This is a genomic window from Candidatus Agathobaculum pullicola, from assembly GCF_052117205.1.
GTDB lineage: Bacteria > Bacillota > Clostridia > Oscillospirales > Butyricicoccaceae > Agathobaculum > Agathobaculum pullicola.
Genome location: NZ_JBQKJP010000007.1, coordinates 62,308 through 83,760 on the forward strand (window position 1 = coordinate 62,308; position 21,453 = coordinate 83,760).

Genomic DNA, 21,453 nt, shown 5'->3' on the forward strand with positions numbered 1-21,453 from the left:
ATCAAAATCCCTCCCGTTTGACCATCTGATACAGCAGCGCGTTGACGATAGCTGCCGCTACGTTCGAGCCGCCCTTTCGTCCGCGCGCGATGATATACGGCGTATTCCCACCGAGAAACAGCTCCTTGGCCTCGACCACGTTGACAAATCCGACCGGCACGCCGATGACGAGCGCGGGCTCCACCGCGCCCTCCCCTATCAGCTCATGCAGACGGATGAGCGCAGTAGGCGCATTGCCGATGGCAAAAATCAGCGGCCCGTCCAGCTTTGCCGCGTGCTCCATGGAAACCGTCGCGCGCGTCACGCTACGCGCTTTGGCTTCGCGTGCGACCTGCTCGTCCGCCATCAGGCAGAGCGCGCGTCCGCCGAGCTTTGCCAGCGTCGCCTTGCTGATGCCCGCCAGCGCCATATTGGTATCGGTCACGACGGTTGCGCCCGCAGCGAGCGCCGCCTTTGCCCGCTCGATGACGGTTTCGGAGAAACACAGATTGTCTGCGTAGTCAAAGTCCGCCGTCGTGTGGATGACGCGTTTGACCACTTCGGCCACACCCGGCGCGAAGGTTCGTTCGCCGAGTTCGGCGGTGATCATCTCAAAGCTGCGCTTTTCTATCTCGGCGGGCGCCATGCGTCCGTTTACCATTCGATGCCCTCCCTTGCGGCCACACCATCGTCAAAGGGGTGTCGGTGTTTGACCATTTCTGTGATATAATCCGCGCGCTGCTGTAGGGCTTCGGACGGGTTTCGTCCGGTCAGCACAACCTCGAGCGTGTCCGGTCGACCGTCCAGAAAATCCAGCACCGCTTGCTCGTCCAGAAAGCCGCAGGAAATGGCGGCGCACACCTCGTCCAGGATGAGCAGCCCCGCGCCCTCGCGCACTGCGTAGCCGGTCGCGGCGGCAAAGGTACGCTGTATCGCGTCCGCTGTTTGCTTTTTCTCGTCGTCTGTCATCTGGAAAGAGAATTTGCGCACCGGATTGGCCGCGAGCATGGTCACCGTTTCAAGCTTTGCCAGCGCGCGGCACTCGCCTGAAGTACCGTCCTTCAAAAACTGCGCCAGCACTACCTTGCCGCCGCGTCCCGCAAACCGCACCGCCAGACCGACCGCCGCGGTCGTTTTTCCCTTACTGTCGCCGCAGTATAAATGCACACAAGCCTTGTTATTCATGCGTTTCCCTCCAAAATTCGGTAAATCAAATCCATATCGAGCGCCCGTCGGACGGTATCCGCCAAACGGTCGTATTCCTGTTCCTTGTATCCCGCGGTATCCAGCACCGTGTCCTCCAGCGAAACACCCTTGCGTCCGGCAAGCGCCTGCGCCAGCCCCAGCGCGACCCCCGGCGCGTCAAACACGCCGTGCAGATAGGTGCCATAGGCGTTTTCCGCCTGACATCCGTCCGAAACCGCTGTGCCGTCCACACGGGTAAGCGCGGCAAACGGCAACGCCTCCGCGTCTCGCCTCGTTTCGCCCATGTGGATTTCGTATCCCTCGACTGCTGCGCCCGACAGCTGCGTCAGCACACCGGATAAATGCCCCACCGTGCCGTGCGCCTGCGTTGTGGTCTTGCGCGGGCGAAACACCGTGTCCACGGGCAGCAGCTCAAGGCCGCGCAGGCTGCCGCCGCCCTCAGTGTTCTCCGGGTCGGACACCGTGCGCCCCATCATCTGATATCCGCCGCACACGCCAAACACGGGTATACCCGCCGCGTGCTGCTTGAGCATCTGTGCCTCCATGCCGCTCTCGCGCAGCCATTTCAGGTCGGAAAGCGTCGCTTTCGTGCCGGGCAGAATCATCATATCCGCCCCTTCCAGCTGCGCGGGCTTGTCCGCGTAATAGACGCCCACGCCCGGTACACGGCCCAGCGCGGCAAAGTCCGTGAAATTGGAGAGCCGCGGCAGCCGCACAACCGCGATCCGCACCGCCGCGCCGCGCGCATCACCATCCAGTTGTTCGGATAAGCTGTCCTCGTCATCGATATCAAACCGTCCGTATGGCACCACGCCCGCGACCGGCTTGCCGGTCAGTTCTTCGAGCTGCGCCAAACCGGGACACAAAATCTCCACATCGCCGCGGAATTTGTTGATGATGAGCGCACGGATGCGCGCCTGTTCGTCCGCGTCGAGCAGCTTTACCGTTCCGTAAAGCGAGGCGAACACGCCGCCGCGGTCGATATCGCCCACCAGCAGCACGGGCGCATCCACCAGTTTCGCCAGCCCCATATTGACGATATCGTCCTGCTTCAAATTGATTTCCGCTGGACTGCCCGCACCTTCGATGACGATCATGTCATACTCGCTTGCCAGACTGTCATACGCCTGCTTGACCACCGGCAGCAGCGCCTTTTTATCGCCCCAGTATTCGCGGGCGGTGCGATTGCCGCGCGCCCGACCCATCACAATCACCTGCGATCCAACGTCGCTCGTTGGCTTGAGCAAAATCGGGTTCATACGCACGTCGGGCGCGATGCCCGCCGCCTCGGCCTGCACGACCTGTGCGCGGCCCATCTCGCCGCCGTCGGCTGTGATAAACGAGTTGAGCGCCATATTCTGCGCTTTAAACGGCGCGACACGCCAGCCGTCCTGTCGCAAAATACGGCAAAGTGCCGCGCACAGCAGGCTTTTGCCCGCGTTTGAGCAGGTGCCCTGCACCATAATGCACCGCGCCATCAACCTTCCTCCTTCTGCACCGCATCGAGCGCCGCAAGCAACGCGTCGCTCTCTTTCCGCGTCTTGACCGCCGTGCGGTAGTATCCTCGTGTTAAACCGCGGTAATTGGAGCAGTCGCGTATCAGAATACCGCGCCGCGCGAGCTTGTCCTGCAAGTTGGTATCCTGCGAGCGAAACAGCAGAAAATTTGCTTCTCCCGCACAAACCCACAGCCCACGCGCGGCAAGCTGCGCAGCCAGATACGCGCGCTCACGCGCAATTCGCGCGGCGCTCTCCTGTGCAAAATTACGCTCACGCGCGCATGCCACCGCGCATGCCTGCGCCACCACCGACACGTTCCATGGCTGCCCCGCGCGGTACAGGCCCTCTATCAGCGCTTCGTCCGCCGTCATGCACCAGCCGAAGCGCACGCCCGGCACAGCGTACATCTTGGTATATGCCCGCAGCAGGACAAGCGACGGAAATTCGTCCAGCAGCGGCACGAGCGTGCGCTGCGCACCGTCCGCCACAAAATCGAGAAAACACTCGTCCACAATCAGCCGCGCGCCTACTTGTGCGCACCGCACGGCAATCTCGCGCAGCAGCGCGGGAGCAATCGTGCGTCCGGTCGGGTTGTTGGGGTGGCATAGATAGACCGCGTCCAGTTCGGGCGTGATATCGTCCAGAATCCGCTCGGTGACGGCAAAACCCTCCTCCGCGTGCAGCATATGAAAACATAGCCGCGCATCCGTGAGCGTGCGCTCGTATTCCGCGAAGGTCGGCGCGAGCAGCAGCGCGGTTTTGGGGCGCAAAACCGCCGCCAGCCGGTCGAGTACGTCCGCCGCACCGCTGCCGCAATAGATGCGGTCGGGGTCGACGCCCTCCGCCGCGCCGATCGCCTGCCGCGCCGCGCGGCAAAACGGGTCGGGGTACTGCGTACAGGCGTCGACCGCGTCCAGCATTGCCTGTTTGACGCGCTCCGGGATGCCATAAGGGTTGATATTGGCCGATAAGTCCACCGGCGCGCCGCCAAAGCGCGCGGCAAACGTATACACATCGCCGCCGTGTACATATGCGGGCATGGGATTCCTCCTTTTTATCCAAGCGGCGGCCATGCAAAAAGGAGCCGCAGCATCGCGCACAGCACAAGCGCGAGCGCGCTCGCCATGCTCATCAGGTCGCAGGTCTGTAAGATATCCGTGCGCCGCACCACACGGTCGGGGTCGCCGAACGACGCTTTTTTGACCGTTTTCCCAAAATAGCTTGCATCCCCGCCAAGCCGGATATGCAGCGCGCCCGCGCAAGCGGACTCGGTCTGTCCGGCGTTCGGGCTTTTATGTCCGTTCCGGTCGCGCCGGCAAATGCGCAGCGCGTTGCGGTTGTCGAGTCCCAGCATACCCGCCGCCGCAATCAGGCAGACAGCAGCCAAACGCGCGGGGACAAAATTAAAAACATCGTCCATGCGTGCGGAAAACTTGCCGAAATACTCATATTTGTCGTTGTAGTAGCCGACCATCGAATCCAGCGTGTTGACCGCCTTGTACAGCAGCCCCAGCGGCGCGCCGCCAATGAGCAGGAAGATGAGCGGCGCGACCACGCCGTCTGTCGTGTTCTCCGCGACCGTCTCGACCGCCGCCTTAATAACACCTGTCTCATCCAGCTGACCGGTATCGCGGCCCACATACATCGCCACCGCCTTGCGTCCGTCCTCGAGCGACTGCCCGAGAGCACGATATACCTGTTTTCCTGCATCGGCAAGGCATTTTCGCGCCAGAATCAGCCAGCAAAGCAGCGTTTCGGCTGCAAAACCCAGCCAGAAATTCACCCCGCGCAGCCAGCGCAGCACGAAAAACGGCGCGGCAAAGCTGATGCCGCACACAATCAGCCACAGCAACACGCCTGCAACCGTTTCACCGCGGCGGGTTTTGAAAAACAGCCGCCGCAGGATTTTTTCGGTCAACGACACCAGCCGCCCAATGAGGCACGCAGGATGCAGCGCGGTGTTCGGGTCGCCCAGCACAGTGTCCAACAAAAAGCCGAGCAGCACGGCACAGGTCAGATACATGGTTTGTCTCCTTTAATGTATTGCGGAATGCCTGCCGTCACACGCACGACCGCGTCGGCCTCGGCTGCCAGCGCGCAGCACAGCCGCCCGACCGCCTCGCGGTAGGCTTCGTCCATACGGTCGATCGGCACCACGCCGCAGCCGACTTCGTCGCAGGTGACCGCATGGCCGCGTAAAGCGTCCAGCAGCGCCATCGGGTCGCGGCCTGCCGCAAGCACCTCCCGCACGCGAAGGTGCAGATTTTCCGCAAGTGGCAGCGCGGGATACAGTGCACGCGCAAGCGCGGCCTTGCCTTGATGCGCCCCGCCAATAATGAGCACGGTCATATTATCATTCCTCCCAACGCGGCGCACGCGATCGCCAAAAGCTCGGATACCGAAATGAAAAATCCGGCCAGGTCGCCCGTGATGCCGCCGAAGATACGGCGGGTCATCTGTTCATGCACGCCGTACCACGCCAGCAGCACGATGACAAGCACCGTACCTGCCGTCAAACCGTGCGGCACGGCATACAGCAGCAGTCCGGCTGCGGTCAGATAGAGCACAAATTCCAGCAGCAGCGCGATGGCAACCGCTTTTTTGTCACTGTTTTCCGCAAACAGGTGCGCAAGGCCGGAATCCTTCGCGCAAGGCGTAAGCACGACCTTGCAGCCGCCCAGCGTGCGCGCGAGTGCAAATCCGGCAAGCACCAGCGGCAGCAGCGCGGGCGCGCGGTACACCTGCGCAAAGCAGCCGACCTCAGCCAGCAGAAAAGCCATCAGCCACATCGGGCCAAATGCGCCGACGTGCGGGTCCTTCAAAATCGCCAGCCGTTTTTCCCGGTCGCCGTAGGAGCAGAGCGCATCACAGGTGTCGCACAGGCCGTCCAGATGGATGCCGCCCGACACAAAAAGCGGGATAAGCGCCGCTCCGACCGCATAAAACAGCCCGTCGGCGGCAAAGTGCGTGCAGAATATCAACCAGAGCCACTCGAGCGCGCCAATCAGCACACCGACCAGCGGCAAAAAGCCGAGCGCCCAGCGCATCGTCCGCTTTTCCCACCGCACCTGCGGCACAGGCACGACCGAATACATGGAAAACGCGACCAGCAGGCCGCTCCACGCGCTTTTCATGGCTCTTTCGCTCCTTTCAGCGGCAGTAAAATGCCGCATACCGACTCATATACCGCCTCCGCCCGCGCCGCCAGCGCGCGGTTCAGCGCCGCAAGGTCGCAGATATACCGTTCCGTCTCAGGCGGATAGCCTACGCCGTCGGAAAAGATTTCGTCCGTCACCACGACCAGCGTTTCGCAGCAGTCTTGCAAATGCGCTATTCCTGCAAGGATGCTGCCGAACGCCGCGTCGCCCGCGCCTTCGGGCGCAAAAATTTCATTTGCCAGCAGATTGCCCAAATCCTCAAGCAAAATCCCGTCATACCGCCGGGCAAGCGATAGATTTTGCAGCCCCAGCGGACACTCGACCGTCTCAAAGCCTTTACCCCGCCGCAGCGCGCGGTGCCGCGCGATGCGCGCCTGCGCCGCCGCACCAAAGGGCTGCATGGTTGCCAGATACAACCGGGAGGACGGCGCAGCTTCGCACAGCAGGCGCTCCGCATGTGCGGATTTTCCGCTTGCCGCGCCGCCGGTGACCAAAATCAGCATATGCTCGTCCTTCCTTCTGTGTTTATGTTAGCGGCTGATATGCCTCGACCCCTGCCTCGGCAAAGCTCGGCATGCCGTCATAGGCTGCAAACACCAAATCGAGCAGGCTGACCGCCGCAACCGCGCCCGTTCCCTCGCCCAGCCGCATGCCCGCCGTGATAAACGGCTGAAGTTCCAGTTCGCGCAGCAGCAAAGCGCCCGCGGGCTCCTCCGAGCGGTGTCCCGCGAGCAGATACCCGCGCACGGTGGGGCACAGCCGCACCGCAACCAGCGCCGCCGTGCACGAAATCACGCCGTCGAGCACGACAGGCAGTCCGCAGGCCGCCGCGCCGAGATACAGTCCGGCCAGCCCCGCGATATCCAGCCCGCCAACCTTGTGCAGCACGTCGAGCGGGTCGTTCGGGTCGGGTCGGTGCAATGTCAGTGCGGTTTGAATTGCGCGTACTTTGCGTTCCAGCCCTTCCGAGGATAGACCCGCGCCGCGGCCGGTCACGGTTTGCACGTCCGCGCCGGTCAGCGCGGCGGTCACGGCGGCGCTTGTCGTCGTGTTGCCGATGCCCATTTCGCCGCCACACAGCAGGTCGTACTCCTGCGCGGCGCACCACTGCGCCAGCTCCATCCCCGTTTCAACCGCCCGCACGGCCTCTGCCCGCGTCATAGCAGCCTGTTTTGTCATATTCGCCGTACCGTATCGAATTTTGCGATGCAAAATCCTCTCGCCCTGCACGTCGCGCGCCACACCGATATCCACCGGGAAGCTGTCCATGCCGATATGCCGCGCCATCAGACAGACCGCCGACCGGCCGCGTCCCATATTTTCGGTCACGGTCGCGGTAACCTCCTGCCCGCACTGGGTCACGCCCTCGGCGACCACGCCGTTGTCCGCGCAAAACATCACAACCGCGCGCTTGGCAATCGAGGGGCGCGGCGTGCGCCGGATGGCGGCAATCTGCGCCACTGCGTCCTGCAATAGCCCCAGACTGCCCAGCGGCATCGCAATATCGGAAAACCGCTGTGTCGCCTGCGCGCGGCTCTTCTCGCAAGGCGGACGCACCGCCGCAATGCCCTGCTGCAAATCCATGGTGTATCATCCTTTCTGCGCACAGCGGCGCACAAACTGCGCGGCAAACGTCGGGTTTGCACGAAAATACAGGTGCGGGAATCCCGCATACAGCGTATCGCTTGCGTGAATACACGCCCACGCGCGGCCATTCGGCTTGCATGCGTCAAAATCCGCGCCCTCGTCGCTCGACACCGCATAATGAAACGCGTGCGCGCGAATAGACTCCCCTGCGCGGCACAGCAGATTATCCCGCCGTGCGGTCAGCGTCACATAGCCGAAGGGCTGTAGCTTTTTGGTCAAATGCGCGTCTCCATCGAACACGCCCGCCATTGCCGCGCCGTCCAGCGTGTGGTGCAGGTAGAGGAAGCCGCCACATTCCGCAATCGTCGGCAGACCGCCGCGCACGGCAGCACGGATGCTGTCGCGCATGGTGCGGTTTTCCGACAGCCGCGCTGCGTGCAGTTCGGGATATCCCCCGCCAAGATACAGACCGTTCACGCCGTCCGGCAGTTTTTCGTCTGCAAGCGGAGAAAACGGCACCAGCTCCGCGCCAAGCGCGCGCAGTACATCAAAATTATCCACATAGTAAAAGCAGAACGCGCGGTCCTGCGCCACCGCAATACGCACCGGCTTATCTACCGCCGGTATCAGCGGCGCGGTTTCGTCCGCAAGCGGCAGCGCGGTACGCGAAAGCGCCAGCAGACCGTCAAGGTCGAGTCCCTGCGCCGCCGCGTCGGCCAGCCGGTCGAGCTTGTCCGATAGATCCCGAATCTCGGCCGCAGTCACAAGACCGAGGTGCCGGTCGGGGATTTCCGCGTCCGGAATGGGCGGCAAAAAGCCATAAACCGGCAGGCCCGCTTTTTCCGCGATTGCCCGATAAAACGGGTACATTGCCGCGGTTACACCGTTGAGAATGACCCCGACAAGCGTATTTGGCGCAAAATCCCGAAACCCCTGTATCTCCGCCGCAAGCGACAGCGACTGCCCGCGCGGACGGACGATCAGCACGGCGGGGGTATGCGTCGCGCGGGCCAGATGCGCCGCCGAAGCCGTATCGGTCGTGCCGGACACGCCGTCATAAAAGCCCATCACGCCCTCGATGATGCCCACGCCATCCGTCGGAATGTGGCGCGCCAGCTGTCCACGCACCTCGTCTTCGTCCACGAAAAACAAATCGAGGTTGCGGCTGGCCACACCGAGCGCCTCGGTGTGGAACATCGGGTCGATGTAGTCCGGCCCGCACTTGAAGGCCGCAAGCGGCGCGCCGCGACGCTGCAAAGCGCGCAGCAGCGCGGTAGTGACCGTCGTTTTGCCGCAGCCTGAGCCGGTGCCCGCCAGCAGCAGGCGTGGTGCGTTATTCTGCATCTTGTCCGCCTCCCGACAGGATAAAAACCGGATTGAGCGCAGTCATCATGGTATACGGCCCGACCGCGCGACCGCGCGCGGCGGCCAGCTGCGAAACCTCAACATTCGTAAAGCCCAGTTCCACCAGCGCACGCCGTGTTTCCTCCAGCGTTTCCAGCGCAATCGCGGTGACCACCACGCGCACAGAGGCATTTTTCTCCTGCGCAATTTCCAAAATGCGCCGCATCGCGCCGCCGCTGCCGCCGACGAACACACAGTCCGGTGCGGGCAGCGTCTCCAGCGCTTGGGGCGCGCGCCCCGCTATGATTTGCACGTTATATCCGCCTAGCTTGCGGCGGTTTTCTTCCAGCAGTGCCAGCGCGTCCGCGTCCCGCTCGACCGCGTATACCGTGCCCTCGCATGCGCGGCGCGCCAGTTCGAGCGTCATCGCGCCCGTACCCGCGCCCACATCCCAAACCGTGTCGCCCGGCTGCACTGCCAGCCGTCCGCACGCTGTCCAGCGCACTTCCTCCTTGGTCATGGGGACGTTCCCGCGCGTGAACATGCTGTCGCGCAGGGGTTCGGCCGTATTGACCGCGTCCGGATGCACAATCAGCAGCACGGCGAGGTCGCCGCAAGGCTGCGCGGCCAGTGCTTCCGCCGTCGCTGTCTGTACGCGCTCGGTTTCCATGCCGAGATTTTCTCCCAAATGCACGGTCAGCCCGCCGAGGCCCGCATCCGCAAGCGTCCGGCATACGGTCTGTGCGTTCTGCGCTCCACCGGTCAGCACAAACACCTTTTTGTGATAGCTGACCGCGCCGAGGATGCTGCCCGCGCGCCCGTGCAGGCTGCGCACGCAAACGTCATCATAGGAAACGCCCAGCTTTGCGCAGAAATATTGCAGGCTGGACAGGCCGCACACCAGCCGCACGTCCCCGTGCGGTGCAAGCTGCCGCCGCAGCCGCGCCGCCGCGCTGAAAAAGCCCACGTCGCCCGAAACCAGCACCGCGACCGTTTGCCCATTTGCATCCACCGCGCGCGCGGCCAGTTCGGTAAACGGGCAAATCTCCGTCTCCGGCCCGATGGAGGCCAGCCGATGCGTGGCGAGCACTGCGTCCGCCGCGCTCAGCACACGGCGGGCTTCACCGGTCAGCGTGTCCGACGTACCCATCCCCGCGCCGATGATATAAAATGTACGGGCCATATCCTTCCCCTTTCTTAACATGTGCGGCATCTCTCGCGCGCTTGTCCGCCTGCGGCGCGCAGCCGCACCGTTCCCCGTCCGCAGACGGCGTCTCCCCTCTGCAAAAGGCATGTTGGTACCCTTTACATCAGCGCCATCGTCTCCTCAGCCGCCTGCACCGTGAACGCCAAGTCCTTCTGCGTGTGCGCGGACGAGACAAACATCGCCTCAAACTGGCTGGGCGCAAGATATACGCCTCGCAATAACATTTCATTAAAATACTTTGCGTATTGCTTTGTGTCGCTCGTTTTGGCAGCGGCAAAGCAGTCCACCGGCGTATCCGTAAAGTACGGACACAGGAGCGAGCCGACCTGATTGACCTGCATCTTGATCCCGTGCTTTTCCGCGCTTGCGCGCAGATGATTGGCCAGATACTGCGCCGAAGTTTCCATGACAGCGTAAATCTCCGGATGGTCGGTCAGAATTTGCAGCTGCGCCAGTCCCGCCGCCATGGCAACCGGATTACCCGACAGCGTGCCCGCCTGATAGACCGGCCCGCACGGCGCGACCTGCTCCATGAGCACGCGGCTGCCCGCATACGCGCCGACCGGCATACCGCCGCCGATGATTTTACCGAAAGTGACAAGGTCGGCGCGCACGCCGAAATATGCCTGCGCACCGCCCGCCGCCAGACGAAAACCCGTGATGACCTCGTCAAAAATCAGCAGCACACCGTGCTTATCGCACAAATCGCGCAGACCCTGCAAAAAGCCGTCCTTTGGCGGCACAACGCCCATATTCGCCGCGACCGGCTCGACGATAACCGCCGCAACCTCGCCCGGGTTCGCGTCCAGCAGGCGCTCGACCGAGGCAAGGTCGTTATACTGCGCCATCAGCGTATCCTGCGCCGCGCCGCGGGTCACCCCCTTGGAGTCCGGCTCGCCCTGTGTCAGCGCCCCGCTGCCCGCGCCGACCAGCATGGCATCCGAATGGCCGTGATAACAGCCCTCAAACTTGATGATTTTGTCGCGTCCGGTCGCGCCGCGCGCCAAACGCAGCGCGCTCATCACCGCCTCGGTGCCGCTGTTCACCATGCGCACCATTTCGACATGCGGCACCATAGCGACCATCTTTTCCGCCATTTGGACCTCGAGTGCGGTCGGCGCGCCGAACGACAGGCCGTTCACCATACGGTCATACACGGCTTTCAGGATATCGGGATGGCTGTGGCCCAATACCATCGGCCCCCACGAGCCAACGTAGTCGATATATTCCAGTCCGTCCTCGTCGAGGATGTGGCTGCCCAACCCCTTGACGATAAAACGCGGGCTGCCGCCCACCGCGCGAAACGCGCGCACCGGCGAGTTGACGCCGCCCGGCAGCACCTTTTTGGCGCGCTCGAACAGCTGCTCCGACCTCGTCATCAGCCGATATCCCCCTTCCGGATCGCGTCCGCAAGCTCACAGGCGTAGTAAGTAATCAAGATATCCGCGCCCGCACGGAAAATCGACACCGCACTCTCGCACATCACGCCGTATTCGTCAATCAGCCCCGCTTTTGCCGCAGCCTTTATCATCGCGTACTCACCCGAAACCGCGTATGCTGCAACCGGCAATTCAAATCGCTGCTTGCACTGATACACAAGATCAAGATAGCTCATCGCGGGCTTAATCATCAGGATATCCGCGCCCTCGGCAACATCGAGCGCGCACTCGCGCATCGCCTCTCGGCTGTTGTGCCAGTCCATCTGATAGGAGCGGCGGTCACCGAAGGACGGCGCAGAGCCTGCCGCGTCGCGGAACGGGCCGTAAAAGGAGGAGGCGTACTTCGCGGCATAGGACATAATCGGGACACCCGTAAACCCGTTCTGGTCGAGCGCACCGCGGATGGCTGCAACACGGCCGTCCATCATATCGCTCGGCGCGACCATATCCGCGCCCGCCGCGGCGTGCGACACCGCAATCTGCGCCAGCCGTACAATCGTCTGGTCGTTATCGACGTCGCAGCCGCACAGGATACCGCAATGTCCGTGGCTGGTGTACTCACACATGCAAACATCGGTGATGACGTACATCTCTGGGGCCAGTTCCTTAATTTTACGGATGCCCTGCTGCACGATACCGTCCTCTGCCCACGCGCCCGAGCCGATTTCGTCCTTTTCCTTCGGCAGACCGAACAAAATCACGCGCGACACGCCGTGCGCGCGGGCGCGCTCGACCATGCGGTACAGCTGGTCAGGGGAATAGTGATACTGACCGGGCAGCGAGGGAATCTCCTCGTAGATACCCTCGCCCTCCATGACGAAAATCGGCCAAATCAGGCTTTCAGGCGAAAGGCGTGTCTCGCGTACCATACGGCGCAGGCCGTCCGATGTGCGCAGGCGGCGCGGGCGAATGTTGTCATGGAACATTTATATCTCCTCCTTGATGCAGGCGACCAAGTCGTCTATGGTTGCATTTTTTGCGATTTTCACGTTGTTATAGTGCTGTTTTGCGGCATCTGCAGTTTGTTTTCCGATGCAGAACGCGGTAACGCCAGTACAGTCCGCGCCGATGGCCTCGGCAAAGCCCTCGACCGTTGAGACGCTGGTGAACGTTACCCCATCCACCTTGCCTGCGGTGAGCCGGCTTCGCAGCGTGTCTGCTTTGTCGCAGCGGTGCACGGTGTCGTAGAGCGGCACATCGGTCACGCGGATACCCGCGGCGGACAGCCTTTCGGGTAACATCTGTCCGCCCTGTGCCGCGCGCAGCAGCAGAGCCGAACCGCCCTGCGGCATCGCGCCAATGAGCGCATCCGCGAGGTGTTCCCCGTCGTACTGCGCGGGAAGCAGGTCGGCGGTCAGACCGCAAGCCGCCAGCGCATCCGCTGTGCCTTTCCCAATGGCCGCGAGCTTCATGTTGTACAGCGCGCGCAGATCGCGGCCGAGCCGCCGCAGCGCGTGTACCGCCGCGGGCACACCCGCAGGACTCGTAAACACCGCCCAGTCATACGATTGCTCCAGCGCCGCTGCCAGCGGCTGCGTGTCCTCGCGCTCGACAGTTTCGATACATGGCGCTTCGATGACGTTTGCGCCCAGCGCACGCAGCCGCGCCGCGAGCGTACCCGCCCGCGTTTTCGGTCGGGTCACGACGATGGTTTTGCCGTGCAGCGGCAAGGGGGTAAACCAGTCGAGCGCGTCGCTCAAACCGCACACCCGACCGACCACGATGAGCGCGGGACTTTGCAGCCCCGCTTGGCGCACCGCGCCGGCAAGATCGGCAAGCTTTGTCACCACCTTGCGCTGCGTGCCCCGCGCGCCGTTTTCGATGACGGCGGCGGGCATGTCGGACTGCATCCCTGCGCGCAGCAGGCCGTCCGTCACCCGCTCCAAAGCGGTCAGTCCCATCAGGAACACCAGCGTGCCGTCCAGCCGAACAAGGCTGTCAAAGTCGATTTTGAGCGACTTTCCCACGCGCGCGTGCGCCGTGATGATGTGCACCGACGAGGTAAAATCCCGATGCGTCACCGGAATGCCTGCAAACGCAGGCGCCGCCAGCGCACTCGTCACGCCGGGAATGACGCGAAACGGCACGTTGTTTGCCAGCAGGTGCTCACACTCCTCGCCGCCGCGCCCGAACAGAAAGCAGTCCCCGCCCTTGAGACGCACGACATTTTTCCCTTCGCATGCCAGCCGCACCAGAATGTCGTTTATCTGCTCCTGCGGCACGGGATGGTGATGGTTTTCCTTACCAACGCACACCTTTTCCGCATGCTTCGGAATGAGGTCGAGAATGTCCTCTCCCACCAGCCGGTCATATACTACCGCGTCCGCCCGCGCAATCGCCTGCGCGCCCGCTGTTGTCAGCAAGCCTTTATCGCCCGGCCCTGCGCCGACCAGCGTTACCGTTCCTGTCATAGTTTTCCCTCCGCCTGATGTTTGAGTTGCAGCGCGAGCGTGCGGCCAAGGGCGGTAGCTTCCGCCCGCCGTCCGGTGACCGCGCCTCGCGCCATATGCTGCTCGTCCGCCGACACATACAGCCCGCGCAGGTGCAGCGTATCGCCCTGCACTTCAGCATACGCTGCGACCGGCGCAAAGCATCCGCCGCCGAGCGTGCGAATAAACGACCGCTCTGCCGCCGCGCAGTCGCGCGCATCCGCATCGTCGACCAGCCGCACCAGTTCTTCCCATTCCCCCGCGCGGCCCTGCACGGCCAGAATCCCCTGCCCCGCCGCCGGAATGATTTCATCGGGTGAAAAATACCGACGGATGCGATTTTGCAGACCGAGCCGGTGCAGCCCCGCCGCCGCCAGCACCAGCGCACCATACGCGCCGCTGTCGAGCTTTTTAAGCCGCGTCTGCACGTTGCCGCGCACGGGCTGCACGTCGATATCGGGAAACAATTGTTTCAGCTGCACCCGCCGCCGGGCGGACGAACAGCCGATGGGTTTTGCCTTATCCCAAACGCAGCCTTCCGGCAGCACCAGCACGTCGCGCGCGTCCTCGCGCTTGGTAAACGCCACAAGCGGCAGACCATCCGGCTGTTCCATCGGCACATCTTTCAAACTGTGCACGGTCAAATCCACCCGCCCGTCGGCCAGCGCGCGGTCAAGCTCCTTGACAAACAGCCCCTTGCCGCCGACTTTGTCGAGCGTTTTATCCAGAATCCTGTCGCCCGTGGTTTTCATGGTGATGAGTTCACAGTCGCCCAGCGCGCGGCAAACCTCCTCGGCCTGCACGACCGCCAGACGGCTGTCTCTGCTGCCCACTCGAATCATGTCGTTTCCTCCAATACCGCACGGATGCGCTTTGCCGCCGCCGCTGTTTTGCCATGCGCCGTGCCGTCCGACACCACGCCTGCGATGAGGCCCCCGCCTTCGCACACGGCGGGAAAGAAAAAGGTCGACTCCGCCGCGCAGTCGGCCACACTGCACGGAATGTGCAAATCCGCGCAGTCCGCCGCGATACGGTGATTGACCTGCCGGTCATTCGTCGCCGCGACTGCCAGAAAAGCCCCCGAAAGATCGCTTTTCTCATAGCCGCGAACGACATCGACCTCGATATTCGCCGGGCTTTCCGGCGCAACCACCGTCACCGCCGCGCCGAAGCGCCGCAAAACGCCGACGCGACGCGCGGCGATTGCTCCCGCGCCGAACACGACGCACGTTTGGCCCGCAAGCGAGACAAACAGCGGAAAACGCGGCGCAGGTTTGCACCGTTCCGGTACCGGTGCCGTCCAGCCGAAGCGCGCCGCGAGAAACGCCTGCACTTCTGCCAGCGTTTTCCCCTTTTCCTCACGCGGGCGGGCAATCACCAACACAGTCGCGCCTGTTTCACGCACCGCCGACAGCTTTTCCGCAAAGCCGCCCGCTTTCCCGGTGTCCTTGGTGACCAGAATGTCCGCACGCGTCTGACGCAGCAAAGCGACGTTCATTTCCTGCGAGAACGGCCCTTGCATCGCAACAATCTGCGCGCCCGCAAAGCCAAGCGACGCGCACTGCTCGAGCACGGAGACGCTCGGCAGCACCCGCGCGACCAGCCGCTCGCGCCAGCCCTCCACCGCCGTAAACGCCTCCAGCTCCTTGCTGCCGGTTGTCAGCAGCACGCGGCCGGGATGCGCGTTCAGCCAGCGCACCGCAGCGGCGGTATCGGGCACGGTCATCACGCCCTCGCTGTCGAGCGCGGGGCGCAGCAGACGTTCGTATTGCGCGCCGGTCTGTGCGCAGGCCGCGCGCAGATTATCCGAAACCAGCGCGGCATACGGATGGGTTGCGTCGACCAGCAAGGTGTCCCCGTCCAGCACGGCCTCCATCGCGTCCGCGTCCAGCCGCCCCTCGTTCACCGTAATGCCGCGCAGCGGCTCCATAACCGCCGCGCCGTAGTCGGTCGCAACATAAACATCCGCGCACCCGCCGCAGGCCGAAACAAAACGGCACAGCGCGTGTCCCTCGCTCGTACCCGAGAAAATCACGAGTTTCATACGCCGCGATACCCCCGCGGCGTCACCATGCGCCCGCCAATCACCCGTGTACAGCTGTTGCCCACAAACACGGTCGTCAGCATATCGGCCTGCGTATCGCGCAGCGCGCCGAGCGTCGTCAAAGTATATGTTTCGCCTGCGCGGCCGATGTTGCGCACCATGCCGCATACCGTCTCAGCAGGCAGCGTTTCCAGCAGGATATCGCACGCGCGCTGCAAATGGTCCACCCTCTTTTTGCTTGCCGGGTTATACAGCGCAATGCAGAAATCGCCCTGCGCCGCGCCGCGCAGGCGTTTCTCAATGACCTCCCACGGGGTAAGCAGATCGGAAAGCGACACGCAGGCGAAATCATTGGTCAGCGGTGCGCCGAGCACCGCGCCGCCCGACAGCGCCGCCGTCACACCCGGAATGACCTCGATCTCAATTTCCGGGTCCTGTGCACACACCTCAAACAGCAGTCCCGCCATACCGTACACACCCGCGTCGCCCGACGAGACAACCGCAACCGTATGCCCCGCCTTTGCCGCGTCGCGCGCCGCCGTACAACGGTCGACCTCGCGCGTCATGCCGGTCTGGATGCGTGTTTTTCCCTCAATCAATTCTGCAATCAGGTCGAGATACAGCCCGTACCCCGCCACGCAGTCGCACTGCTCGAGGGCGCGCACCGCGCGCAGCGTCATCTGCTCCGCGCCCCCCGGCCCGATGCCGATGCAATACAGCTTCATCTGCCGCTCCCCTTTCTCATATGCGCAAGGCACGCCTCCAGCCTGCCCGCGTCCACCAGTTCCTTCATGCCGCCCAGCAGCAAATCTACCGTTTTGCCGACCGCAAGTTCCATCAGTCCGTCCATATCGCCGTCCCGGTACAAATCATCGTAGGCGTGGTCAAAATGCAGGCGGCCCAGCGCCGTATCTTTGATTTGGGCGATCACGGGCAATGCCTGCCGATAGGCATGCCACCGATAAAATTCCGCCTGCGCTTCGTCCAGAATACGCGCCGCCGCCTGTTTCGCCGCGGCGCTATGCGAATCATCCAAATCGCCTAAATCGTCGAGGTTGTACAGCGTCACGCGCGCGTCCTCGCCCGCCGCCTGCTCAATATCGCGCGGCATGGCAAGGTCGAGCAGCAGGCGCGGGGGGTGCCGCAGCGCGGACACCTGCCGCGCGGTGAGGGTAAAGTGCGGACTGGTTGTCGCGCTGATCGCCAGATCCGCGCCCTCGAGCACCTCGCACCGCCGGTCATACGGGAACGTATCGCACCCGGCGGGGACAATCGTCTCTCCGTGATGGTAACTGCGCAGCGTGACCGTCACCGCGCAGCCCTGTGCGCGCAGCGCCTCCGCCGCGCGACGGCCCATCTCGCCGTTGCCAATGACAACCGCGCGACGGCCTTCCAGCGCACCGAAAAAATCCTGTGCTCGCCGCACACCCGCCGTTGCCGCGGACGCGGGTACCCCGGTCAGCCTGACCTCGGTGCGCACGCGCTTGCCTGCGGTCACCGCGCGCCGAAACAGTGTGTCGAGCACGCTGTCCATGGTCTGCGCCTCTCGCGCGAGTGCTGCGGCATCGCGCACCTGCGTGAGAATCTGGTCATCCCCGAAAATCTGGGATTTCAGCCCCGCCGCGACCGCCATCAGATGCTGTACGCACGCCTCGCCCGTGCGGGTCACACTCAGGCCGCGAAACGCCGCCGCGTCAAAGCCCGCCGCGCGGGCAAGCATAGCAAACGGGTCGAGCGACACGCCATCCTCACCGTGCAAATACAACTCGGTGCGGTTGCAGGTCGCCAGCAGCACACAGCCTGCAACGCCCGGCATTTCGGCCAACTGCGGCAATAATGCCTGCACCTGTCCGCGCACGAACGATACGCGCTCCCGCTCCTTCAGCGGCGCATGCACAAAATCTATTCCCATCATCGTGAGGTTCACAGCTTTTTGCCCTCCAACTGTTTTTCATCAAATTCCACGCGCCAGTCCCGCTGTGCCAGCGCTATGGTCACGCCGTTCTGCGCGGTTTTACGGCAGATCAGCCGCCCACCGGAGGCGGCGCACACCGCCGCGCGCTCGCACACGTTATCCACGCCGACCGTGCACGCGACAAAATCCGAGGGCGTAAAGTCGCCCGGCACGTTTTGCAGCGTCTCCGCCGAAAACACGGTCAGCGGCAGGTCGTGCGCTTGGCAGAACCGCAGCAGCCCCGGCTCGTTTTGCTTTACGTCAATGCTCGCAATGCCGCGCACCGCTTCCCACGGCACGCCCGCAGCATCCAACGCGGCCTGTGCGGCCGCTTCAATCGTTTGCGCGTCCGTTCCCTTACGGCAGCCGATACCGAGATACGCAATGCGCGGCACCAGATGCAGCGTATGGGCAAACGGTGCGGCTTTGGTGTCAAAGCCGACCACAAAGCCGCTGTCTGCGGCGTAGTCCAAGCTGACCTGCGCGGGCAAGCGCCCGCACACCGGAAAATCCGACCCCAGGCCGACCGTCTCGCCGCGCAGCAGCGCACCGGAAACGTATTTGATGTTTTCCGGGTCGATTACTGTGCAATCATGCGCCGCCGCCCATGTATCGACCGCGAACGCCGCGCGTGTGTCGGTCGCAGTCGTGATGACCGCCTGCGCGCCGAGACCACCCGCCAGCCGCTGCGCAAGGGCGTTCGCGCCGCCGAGGTGGCCGGACAAAATCGGGATGACAAACCGCCCCGCCTCGTCGATGACCAGCACTGCCGGATCGAACGCCTTGCCCGCAAGATACGGCGCGACCGCGCGCACCGCGATGCCCGCCGCACCGACAAACACGATCAGGTCACAGTCCACCATCGCCTGCTGCGCAAAGCGCGCAAGCTGTGTGCCCGCAAGCGAGGGGTCCACCGTGCGGGCGTACCGCTCGGTCAGGAAGTCGGGCAATAGTGCCGCTGCTTTCTGCGCGGTCTGCGCGCCGACGGCGGTGAACGAGACAAACTTCGCGTGCTTCATCGGCTGGCCTCACGAAAGCCCGTGGAAAACGACGGGTCGTATAGCTTTGACCGTTCATAGTCGTCACCCAGAAAACCGCCGACTGTAATCAGCGCGGTTTTGGTCACGCCCTCGCGCGCCGCAGCCTCGGCCAGCCCCGCCACCGTCGTGCGAATGACCTTCTCATCCGGCCACGTCGCCTTATAGACGATGGCGGCGGGCGTTTCGGGCGCGTATCCGCCTTGAATCAGCCTCGCGGATAGTCTTTCCAGCTGTCCCGCGGACAGGAAAATCACCATGGTCGCACCGTGCGCGGCAAGGGCTTCGATTTGCTCTTTTTCCGGCACGGGCGTGCGCCCCTCCATGCGGGTCAGGATGACCGTCTGGCTGACGCTTGGCAGCGTATATTCGGCTTTTAAGGCCGCCGCCGCGCCGCAGAACGAGGAAACCCCCGGACAGACCTCGTATGCCAGCCCCAGCCGGTCGAGCGCGTCCATTTGTTCGCGGTGCGCGCCGTACACGCACGGGTCGCCCGTGTGCAGCCGCACAACCGTCTTGCCCGCCTTGGCGGCAGGCGCCATCACCGCGATAACCTCCTCAAGCGTCATCTTGGCGCTGTCGTAGACGGCGCAGCCGTCCTTTTTATATTCCAGTAAGGCAGGATTGACCAGCGAGCCCGCGTACACAATCACGTCCGCTTGCGCAAGCAGCTTTGCGCCTCGTACGGTAATCAGGTCGGGCGCGCCCGAGCCTGCGCCGACAAAATAAATCATGCCTGCCCCTCCTTTACCAGAATGATGGAAAAATATCCGGTCGGCTCGTCCAGCTCCGCGAGGTCGGTCACAACGCGCTGCCCTTCCATGCCGCATCGCTCAACCAGCGCCGCGTTTGCCAGTTCGCCGCGCGCGGCCAGCGTGTCACGCACCTCGAGAATCGACTTGCCCGCCTTCATCAGCACGCGGCTGCCGGGCAAATCGAGCGCCGCGTCCAACCCACCGTGTGAGGCGGGAATGATGTGCAGCATTTCATTGTCCTCGCACAGCGCGCGACCCAGTGCGGCCGCCGCCGCGCAAAAGGACGGCACACCCGGCACGATTTCGGTCGCGTAGCCGCGCGCTTGCACGCGCCGCAGCACATACCAGCAGGTCGAATACACGGTCGGGTCGCCGAGCGTCAAAAACGCCACGGTTTTTCCCTCGTCCAGCAGCGCGCAGATATCGTCTGCCGCGCGGTCGTGGCAAGCGTCGCGTTTGACCTTGTCACGGGTCATGGGCATGTCACAGTGCAGCACCGGCTTATCCCCGATGTGCCGCGCCGCGATTTGCAGCGCGGTCTGCTCGCCCGCGCCCGACTGCGGCACCGCGATAACGTCGCTCTCCCCCATCACGCGGATGGCTTTGGCCGTCATGAGTTCCGGGTCACCCGGACCCACACCCACGCCATATAGTATTCCCGTGCTCATACTGTCTCCTTTAACCGCTTGCACAATGCCCAAGCGCCGGGCGACTGTGCCAAAATCCCGTATTTTCCCGTAAATAGGATAAACTCCACCTGTGCTTTGCCGCGCAGCCGCAGACGAAGCCGCTCTTCTATCGCCCTGCCGATGCGCGAGAGCACCGCCTCCCGCAGACCAGCTGCGTCCAGCAGGTCGATGCAGGCTTCGACCGAAACCGCGCCCATCAGACCTTCGAGCGTCTCGCGCCCCGCGCCGCAAAGCGCGGCGTGCGCGGTGAAAATCTCCTGCCGCCCGTCCGCGACCGACGAATGGGTATTCATTACTCCCGCGGCGAGTTTGACCAGCTTGCCCGCGTGTCCAACCAGCAGAATATCCGCAAAGCCGCGGAAAGCCGCGTGGTCGAGCGTCTCTCCAATGTAGTTCGAGCACTTGACCGCGCGTTCCAAGTCCAGACCCAGCGTGTCACGCGCAAAATCTGCGCCGTAGTTGCCCGGACACAGGAACGCGATGCGCTGCCCCGCGGCATACAGGCTGTCCAGTTCCAACCGGATAGTATCCAAAAGCGCCTTTTCACTCATCGGTTCGACCACGCCGCTTGTGCCGAGAATGGAAATGCCGCCCACAACGCCCAGATGTTCGTTGTAGGTCTGTTTGGCCAGTTCCTCTCCATTTTCCGCCGAAACGACGACCGAAAAGCCGCCCGTGTAACCGGTTTCGCGCGCGGCGCGCTCAATCGCCGCTGTAATCTGCGCGCGCGGTGCGGGATTGATGGCAGCCTCGCCCACAGCAACCGAAAGGCCGGGGCGCGTGACGCGTCCGACGCCTGCGCCGCCCGCAATGGAAACGCCGCTTTCCGCACGGCGCACCGCCGCCGAAATGCGCACGCCGTCGGTCACATCCGGGTCGTCGCCCGCGTCCTTGCACACCGTGCAGACCGCCGCGTCGTCCTCCCACCGCGGCTGCTCAACCGAAAGGTGGAAGGTCAGTCCTGCCGGGGTTTGCAGCGCGATTTCAGCAGGAGCCGCGCCCGTCAGCAGCAGCATTGCCGCCGCCTGTGCCGCCGCTGCCGCACACGAACCGGTCGTCCAGCCGCGCCGCAGCGCCCGCCCGCCCTGATAGGTCATATTCTCCATGTTATTTCGGTCACCTCCCC

Annotated in this window: 22 protein-coding genes; all 22 read right to left on the reverse strand. The window is 63.6% G+C overall.

Going from position 1 to position 21,453, the window contains the following annotated elements:
- Position 1 precedes the first annotated feature (1 nt).
- The 22 genes from ACTQ3V_RS04580 to cbiD all read right to left on the reverse strand — a co-directional run bounded on the left by ACTQ3V_RS04580 (position 2) and on the right by cbiD (position 21,433).
- The gene (locus ACTQ3V_RS04580) at positions 2–640 is read right to left on the reverse strand and encodes a precorrin-8X methylmutase (protein WP_441466466.1); all 639 of its coding nucleotides are present in this window, start codon (positions 638–640) and stop codon (positions 2–4) included.
- Complete coding sequence (locus ACTQ3V_RS04585; protein WP_441466467.1) at positions 634–1,164, reverse strand: cob(I)yrinic acid a,c-diamide adenosyltransferase; 531 nt, start codon at positions 1,162–1,164, stop codon at positions 634–636. The genes ACTQ3V_RS04580 and ACTQ3V_RS04585 overlap by 7 nt, the downstream gene beginning before the upstream one ends.
- Complete coding sequence (locus ACTQ3V_RS04590) at positions 1,161–2,663, reverse strand: cobyric acid synthase (protein WP_441466468.1); 1,503 nt, start codon at positions 2,661–2,663, stop codon at positions 1,161–1,163. Before ACTQ3V_RS04590 ends, ACTQ3V_RS04585 begins: the two co-directional genes overlap by 4 nt.
- On the reverse strand, positions 2,663–3,724 hold the full coding sequence (locus ACTQ3V_RS04595) for a pyridoxal phosphate-dependent aminotransferase (protein ID WP_441466469.1): 1,062 nt from the start codon (positions 3,722–3,724) through the stop codon (positions 2,663–2,665). The genes ACTQ3V_RS04590 and ACTQ3V_RS04595 overlap by 1 nt, the downstream gene beginning before the upstream one ends.
- A 14-nt stretch (positions 3,725–3,738) precedes the next feature.
- Complete coding sequence (gene cbiB / locus ACTQ3V_RS04600; protein WP_441466470.1) at positions 3,739–4,707, reverse strand: adenosylcobinamide-phosphate synthase CbiB; 969 nt, start codon at positions 4,705–4,707, stop codon at positions 3,739–3,741.
- Entirely contained in the window at positions 4,698–5,033 is a 336-nt protein-coding gene (locus tag ACTQ3V_RS04605) for a bifunctional adenosylcobinamide kinase/adenosylcobinamide-phosphate guanylyltransferase (RefSeq protein WP_441466471.1), read from the reverse strand. The genes cbiB and ACTQ3V_RS04605 overlap by 10 nt, the downstream gene beginning before the upstream one ends.
- Positions 5,030–5,818: an adenosylcobinamide-GDP ribazoletransferase gene (locus ACTQ3V_RS04610; protein ID WP_441466472.1), complete on the reverse strand. Its 789-nt coding sequence runs from the start codon at positions 5,816–5,818 to the stop codon at positions 5,030–5,032. The genes ACTQ3V_RS04605 and ACTQ3V_RS04610 overlap by 4 nt, the downstream gene beginning before the upstream one ends.
- Positions 5,815–6,345, reverse strand: coding sequence for a bifunctional adenosylcobinamide kinase/adenosylcobinamide-phosphate guanylyltransferase (locus ACTQ3V_RS04615; RefSeq protein ID WP_441466473.1), 531 nt, complete (start codon positions 6,343–6,345; stop codon positions 5,815–5,817). Before ACTQ3V_RS04615 ends, ACTQ3V_RS04610 begins: the two co-directional genes overlap by 4 nt.
- Before the next feature lie 22 nt (positions 6,346–6,367).
- Positions 6,368–7,426, reverse strand: a complete 1,059-nt coding sequence (cobT, locus tag ACTQ3V_RS04620; RefSeq protein ID WP_441466474.1) for a nicotinate-nucleotide--dimethylbenzimidazole phosphoribosyltransferase — start codon at positions 7,424–7,426, stop codon at positions 6,368–6,370.
- 6 nt (positions 7,427–7,432) lie between these two features.
- Positions 7,433–8,773, reverse strand: a complete 1,341-nt coding sequence (locus tag ACTQ3V_RS04625) for a cobyrinic acid a,c-diamide synthase CobB (RefSeq protein WP_441466475.1) — start codon at positions 8,771–8,773, stop codon at positions 7,433–7,435.
- Positions 8,763–9,956: a precorrin-6y C5,15-methyltransferase (decarboxylating) subunit CbiE gene (gene cbiE / locus ACTQ3V_RS04630; protein WP_441466476.1), complete on the reverse strand. Its 1,194-nt coding sequence runs from the start codon at positions 9,954–9,956 to the stop codon at positions 8,763–8,765. Before cbiE ends, ACTQ3V_RS04625 begins: the two co-directional genes overlap by 11 nt.
- A gap of 122 nt (positions 9,957–10,078) precedes the next feature.
- Positions 10,079–11,359 carry a glutamate-1-semialdehyde 2,1-aminomutase gene (gene hemL, locus ACTQ3V_RS04635; RefSeq protein ID WP_441466477.1) on the reverse strand — a complete coding sequence of 427 codons (1,281 nt, stop codon included), beginning with the start codon at positions 11,357–11,359 and terminating at the stop codon, positions 10,079–10,081.
- On the reverse strand, positions 11,359–12,345 hold the full coding sequence (hemB, locus tag ACTQ3V_RS04640; RefSeq protein ID WP_441466478.1) for a porphobilinogen synthase: 987 nt from the start codon (positions 12,343–12,345) through the stop codon (positions 11,359–11,361). The genes hemL and hemB overlap by 1 nt, the downstream gene beginning before the upstream one ends.
- Complete coding sequence (cobA, locus tag ACTQ3V_RS04645) at positions 12,346–13,830, reverse strand: uroporphyrinogen-III C-methyltransferase (protein ID WP_441466479.1); 1,485 nt, start codon at positions 13,828–13,830, stop codon at positions 12,346–12,348.
- Positions 13,827–14,690 carry a hydroxymethylbilane synthase gene (hemC, locus tag ACTQ3V_RS04650; protein ID WP_441466480.1) on the reverse strand — a complete coding sequence of 288 codons (864 nt, stop codon included), beginning with the start codon at positions 14,688–14,690 and terminating at the stop codon, positions 13,827–13,829. Before hemC ends, cobA begins: the two co-directional genes overlap by 4 nt.
- Positions 14,687–15,892, reverse strand: coding sequence for a precorrin-6A reductase (gene cobK / locus ACTQ3V_RS04655; RefSeq protein WP_441466481.1), 1,206 nt, complete (start codon positions 15,890–15,892; stop codon positions 14,687–14,689). The genes hemC and cobK overlap by 4 nt, the downstream gene beginning before the upstream one ends.
- Positions 15,889–16,617: a precorrin-3B C(17)-methyltransferase gene (gene cobJ, locus ACTQ3V_RS04660; protein WP_441466482.1), complete on the reverse strand. Its 729-nt coding sequence runs from the start codon at positions 16,615–16,617 to the stop codon at positions 15,889–15,891. Before cobJ ends, cobK begins: the two co-directional genes overlap by 4 nt.
- Positions 16,614–17,819, reverse strand: coding sequence for a glutamyl-tRNA reductase (hemA, locus tag ACTQ3V_RS04665; RefSeq protein WP_441466483.1), 1,206 nt, complete (start codon positions 17,817–17,819; stop codon positions 16,614–16,616). The genes cobJ and hemA overlap by 4 nt, the downstream gene beginning before the upstream one ends.
- A complete protein-coding gene (locus tag ACTQ3V_RS04670; RefSeq protein WP_441466484.1) occupies positions 17,816–18,865 on the reverse strand; it encodes a cobalt-precorrin 5A hydrolase in 1,050 nt (349 codons plus the stop codon). The genes hemA and ACTQ3V_RS04670 overlap by 4 nt, the downstream gene beginning before the upstream one ends.
- The gene (cobM, locus tag ACTQ3V_RS04675) at positions 18,862–19,617 is read right to left on the reverse strand and encodes a precorrin-4 C(11)-methyltransferase (RefSeq protein ID WP_441466485.1); all 756 of its coding nucleotides are present in this window, start codon (positions 19,615–19,617) and stop codon (positions 18,862–18,864) included. Before cobM ends, ACTQ3V_RS04670 begins: the two co-directional genes overlap by 4 nt.
- Positions 19,614–20,306, reverse strand: coding sequence for a precorrin-2 C(20)-methyltransferase (cobI, locus tag ACTQ3V_RS04680; RefSeq protein ID WP_441466486.1), 693 nt, complete (start codon positions 20,304–20,306; stop codon positions 19,614–19,616). Before cobI ends, cobM begins: the two co-directional genes overlap by 4 nt.
- Positions 20,303–21,433, reverse strand: coding sequence for a cobalt-precorrin-5B (C(1))-methyltransferase CbiD (gene cbiD, locus ACTQ3V_RS04685; RefSeq protein ID WP_441466487.1), 1,131 nt, complete (start codon positions 21,431–21,433; stop codon positions 20,303–20,305). Before cbiD ends, cobI begins: the two co-directional genes overlap by 4 nt.
- Positions 21,434–21,453 lie beyond the last annotated feature (20 nt).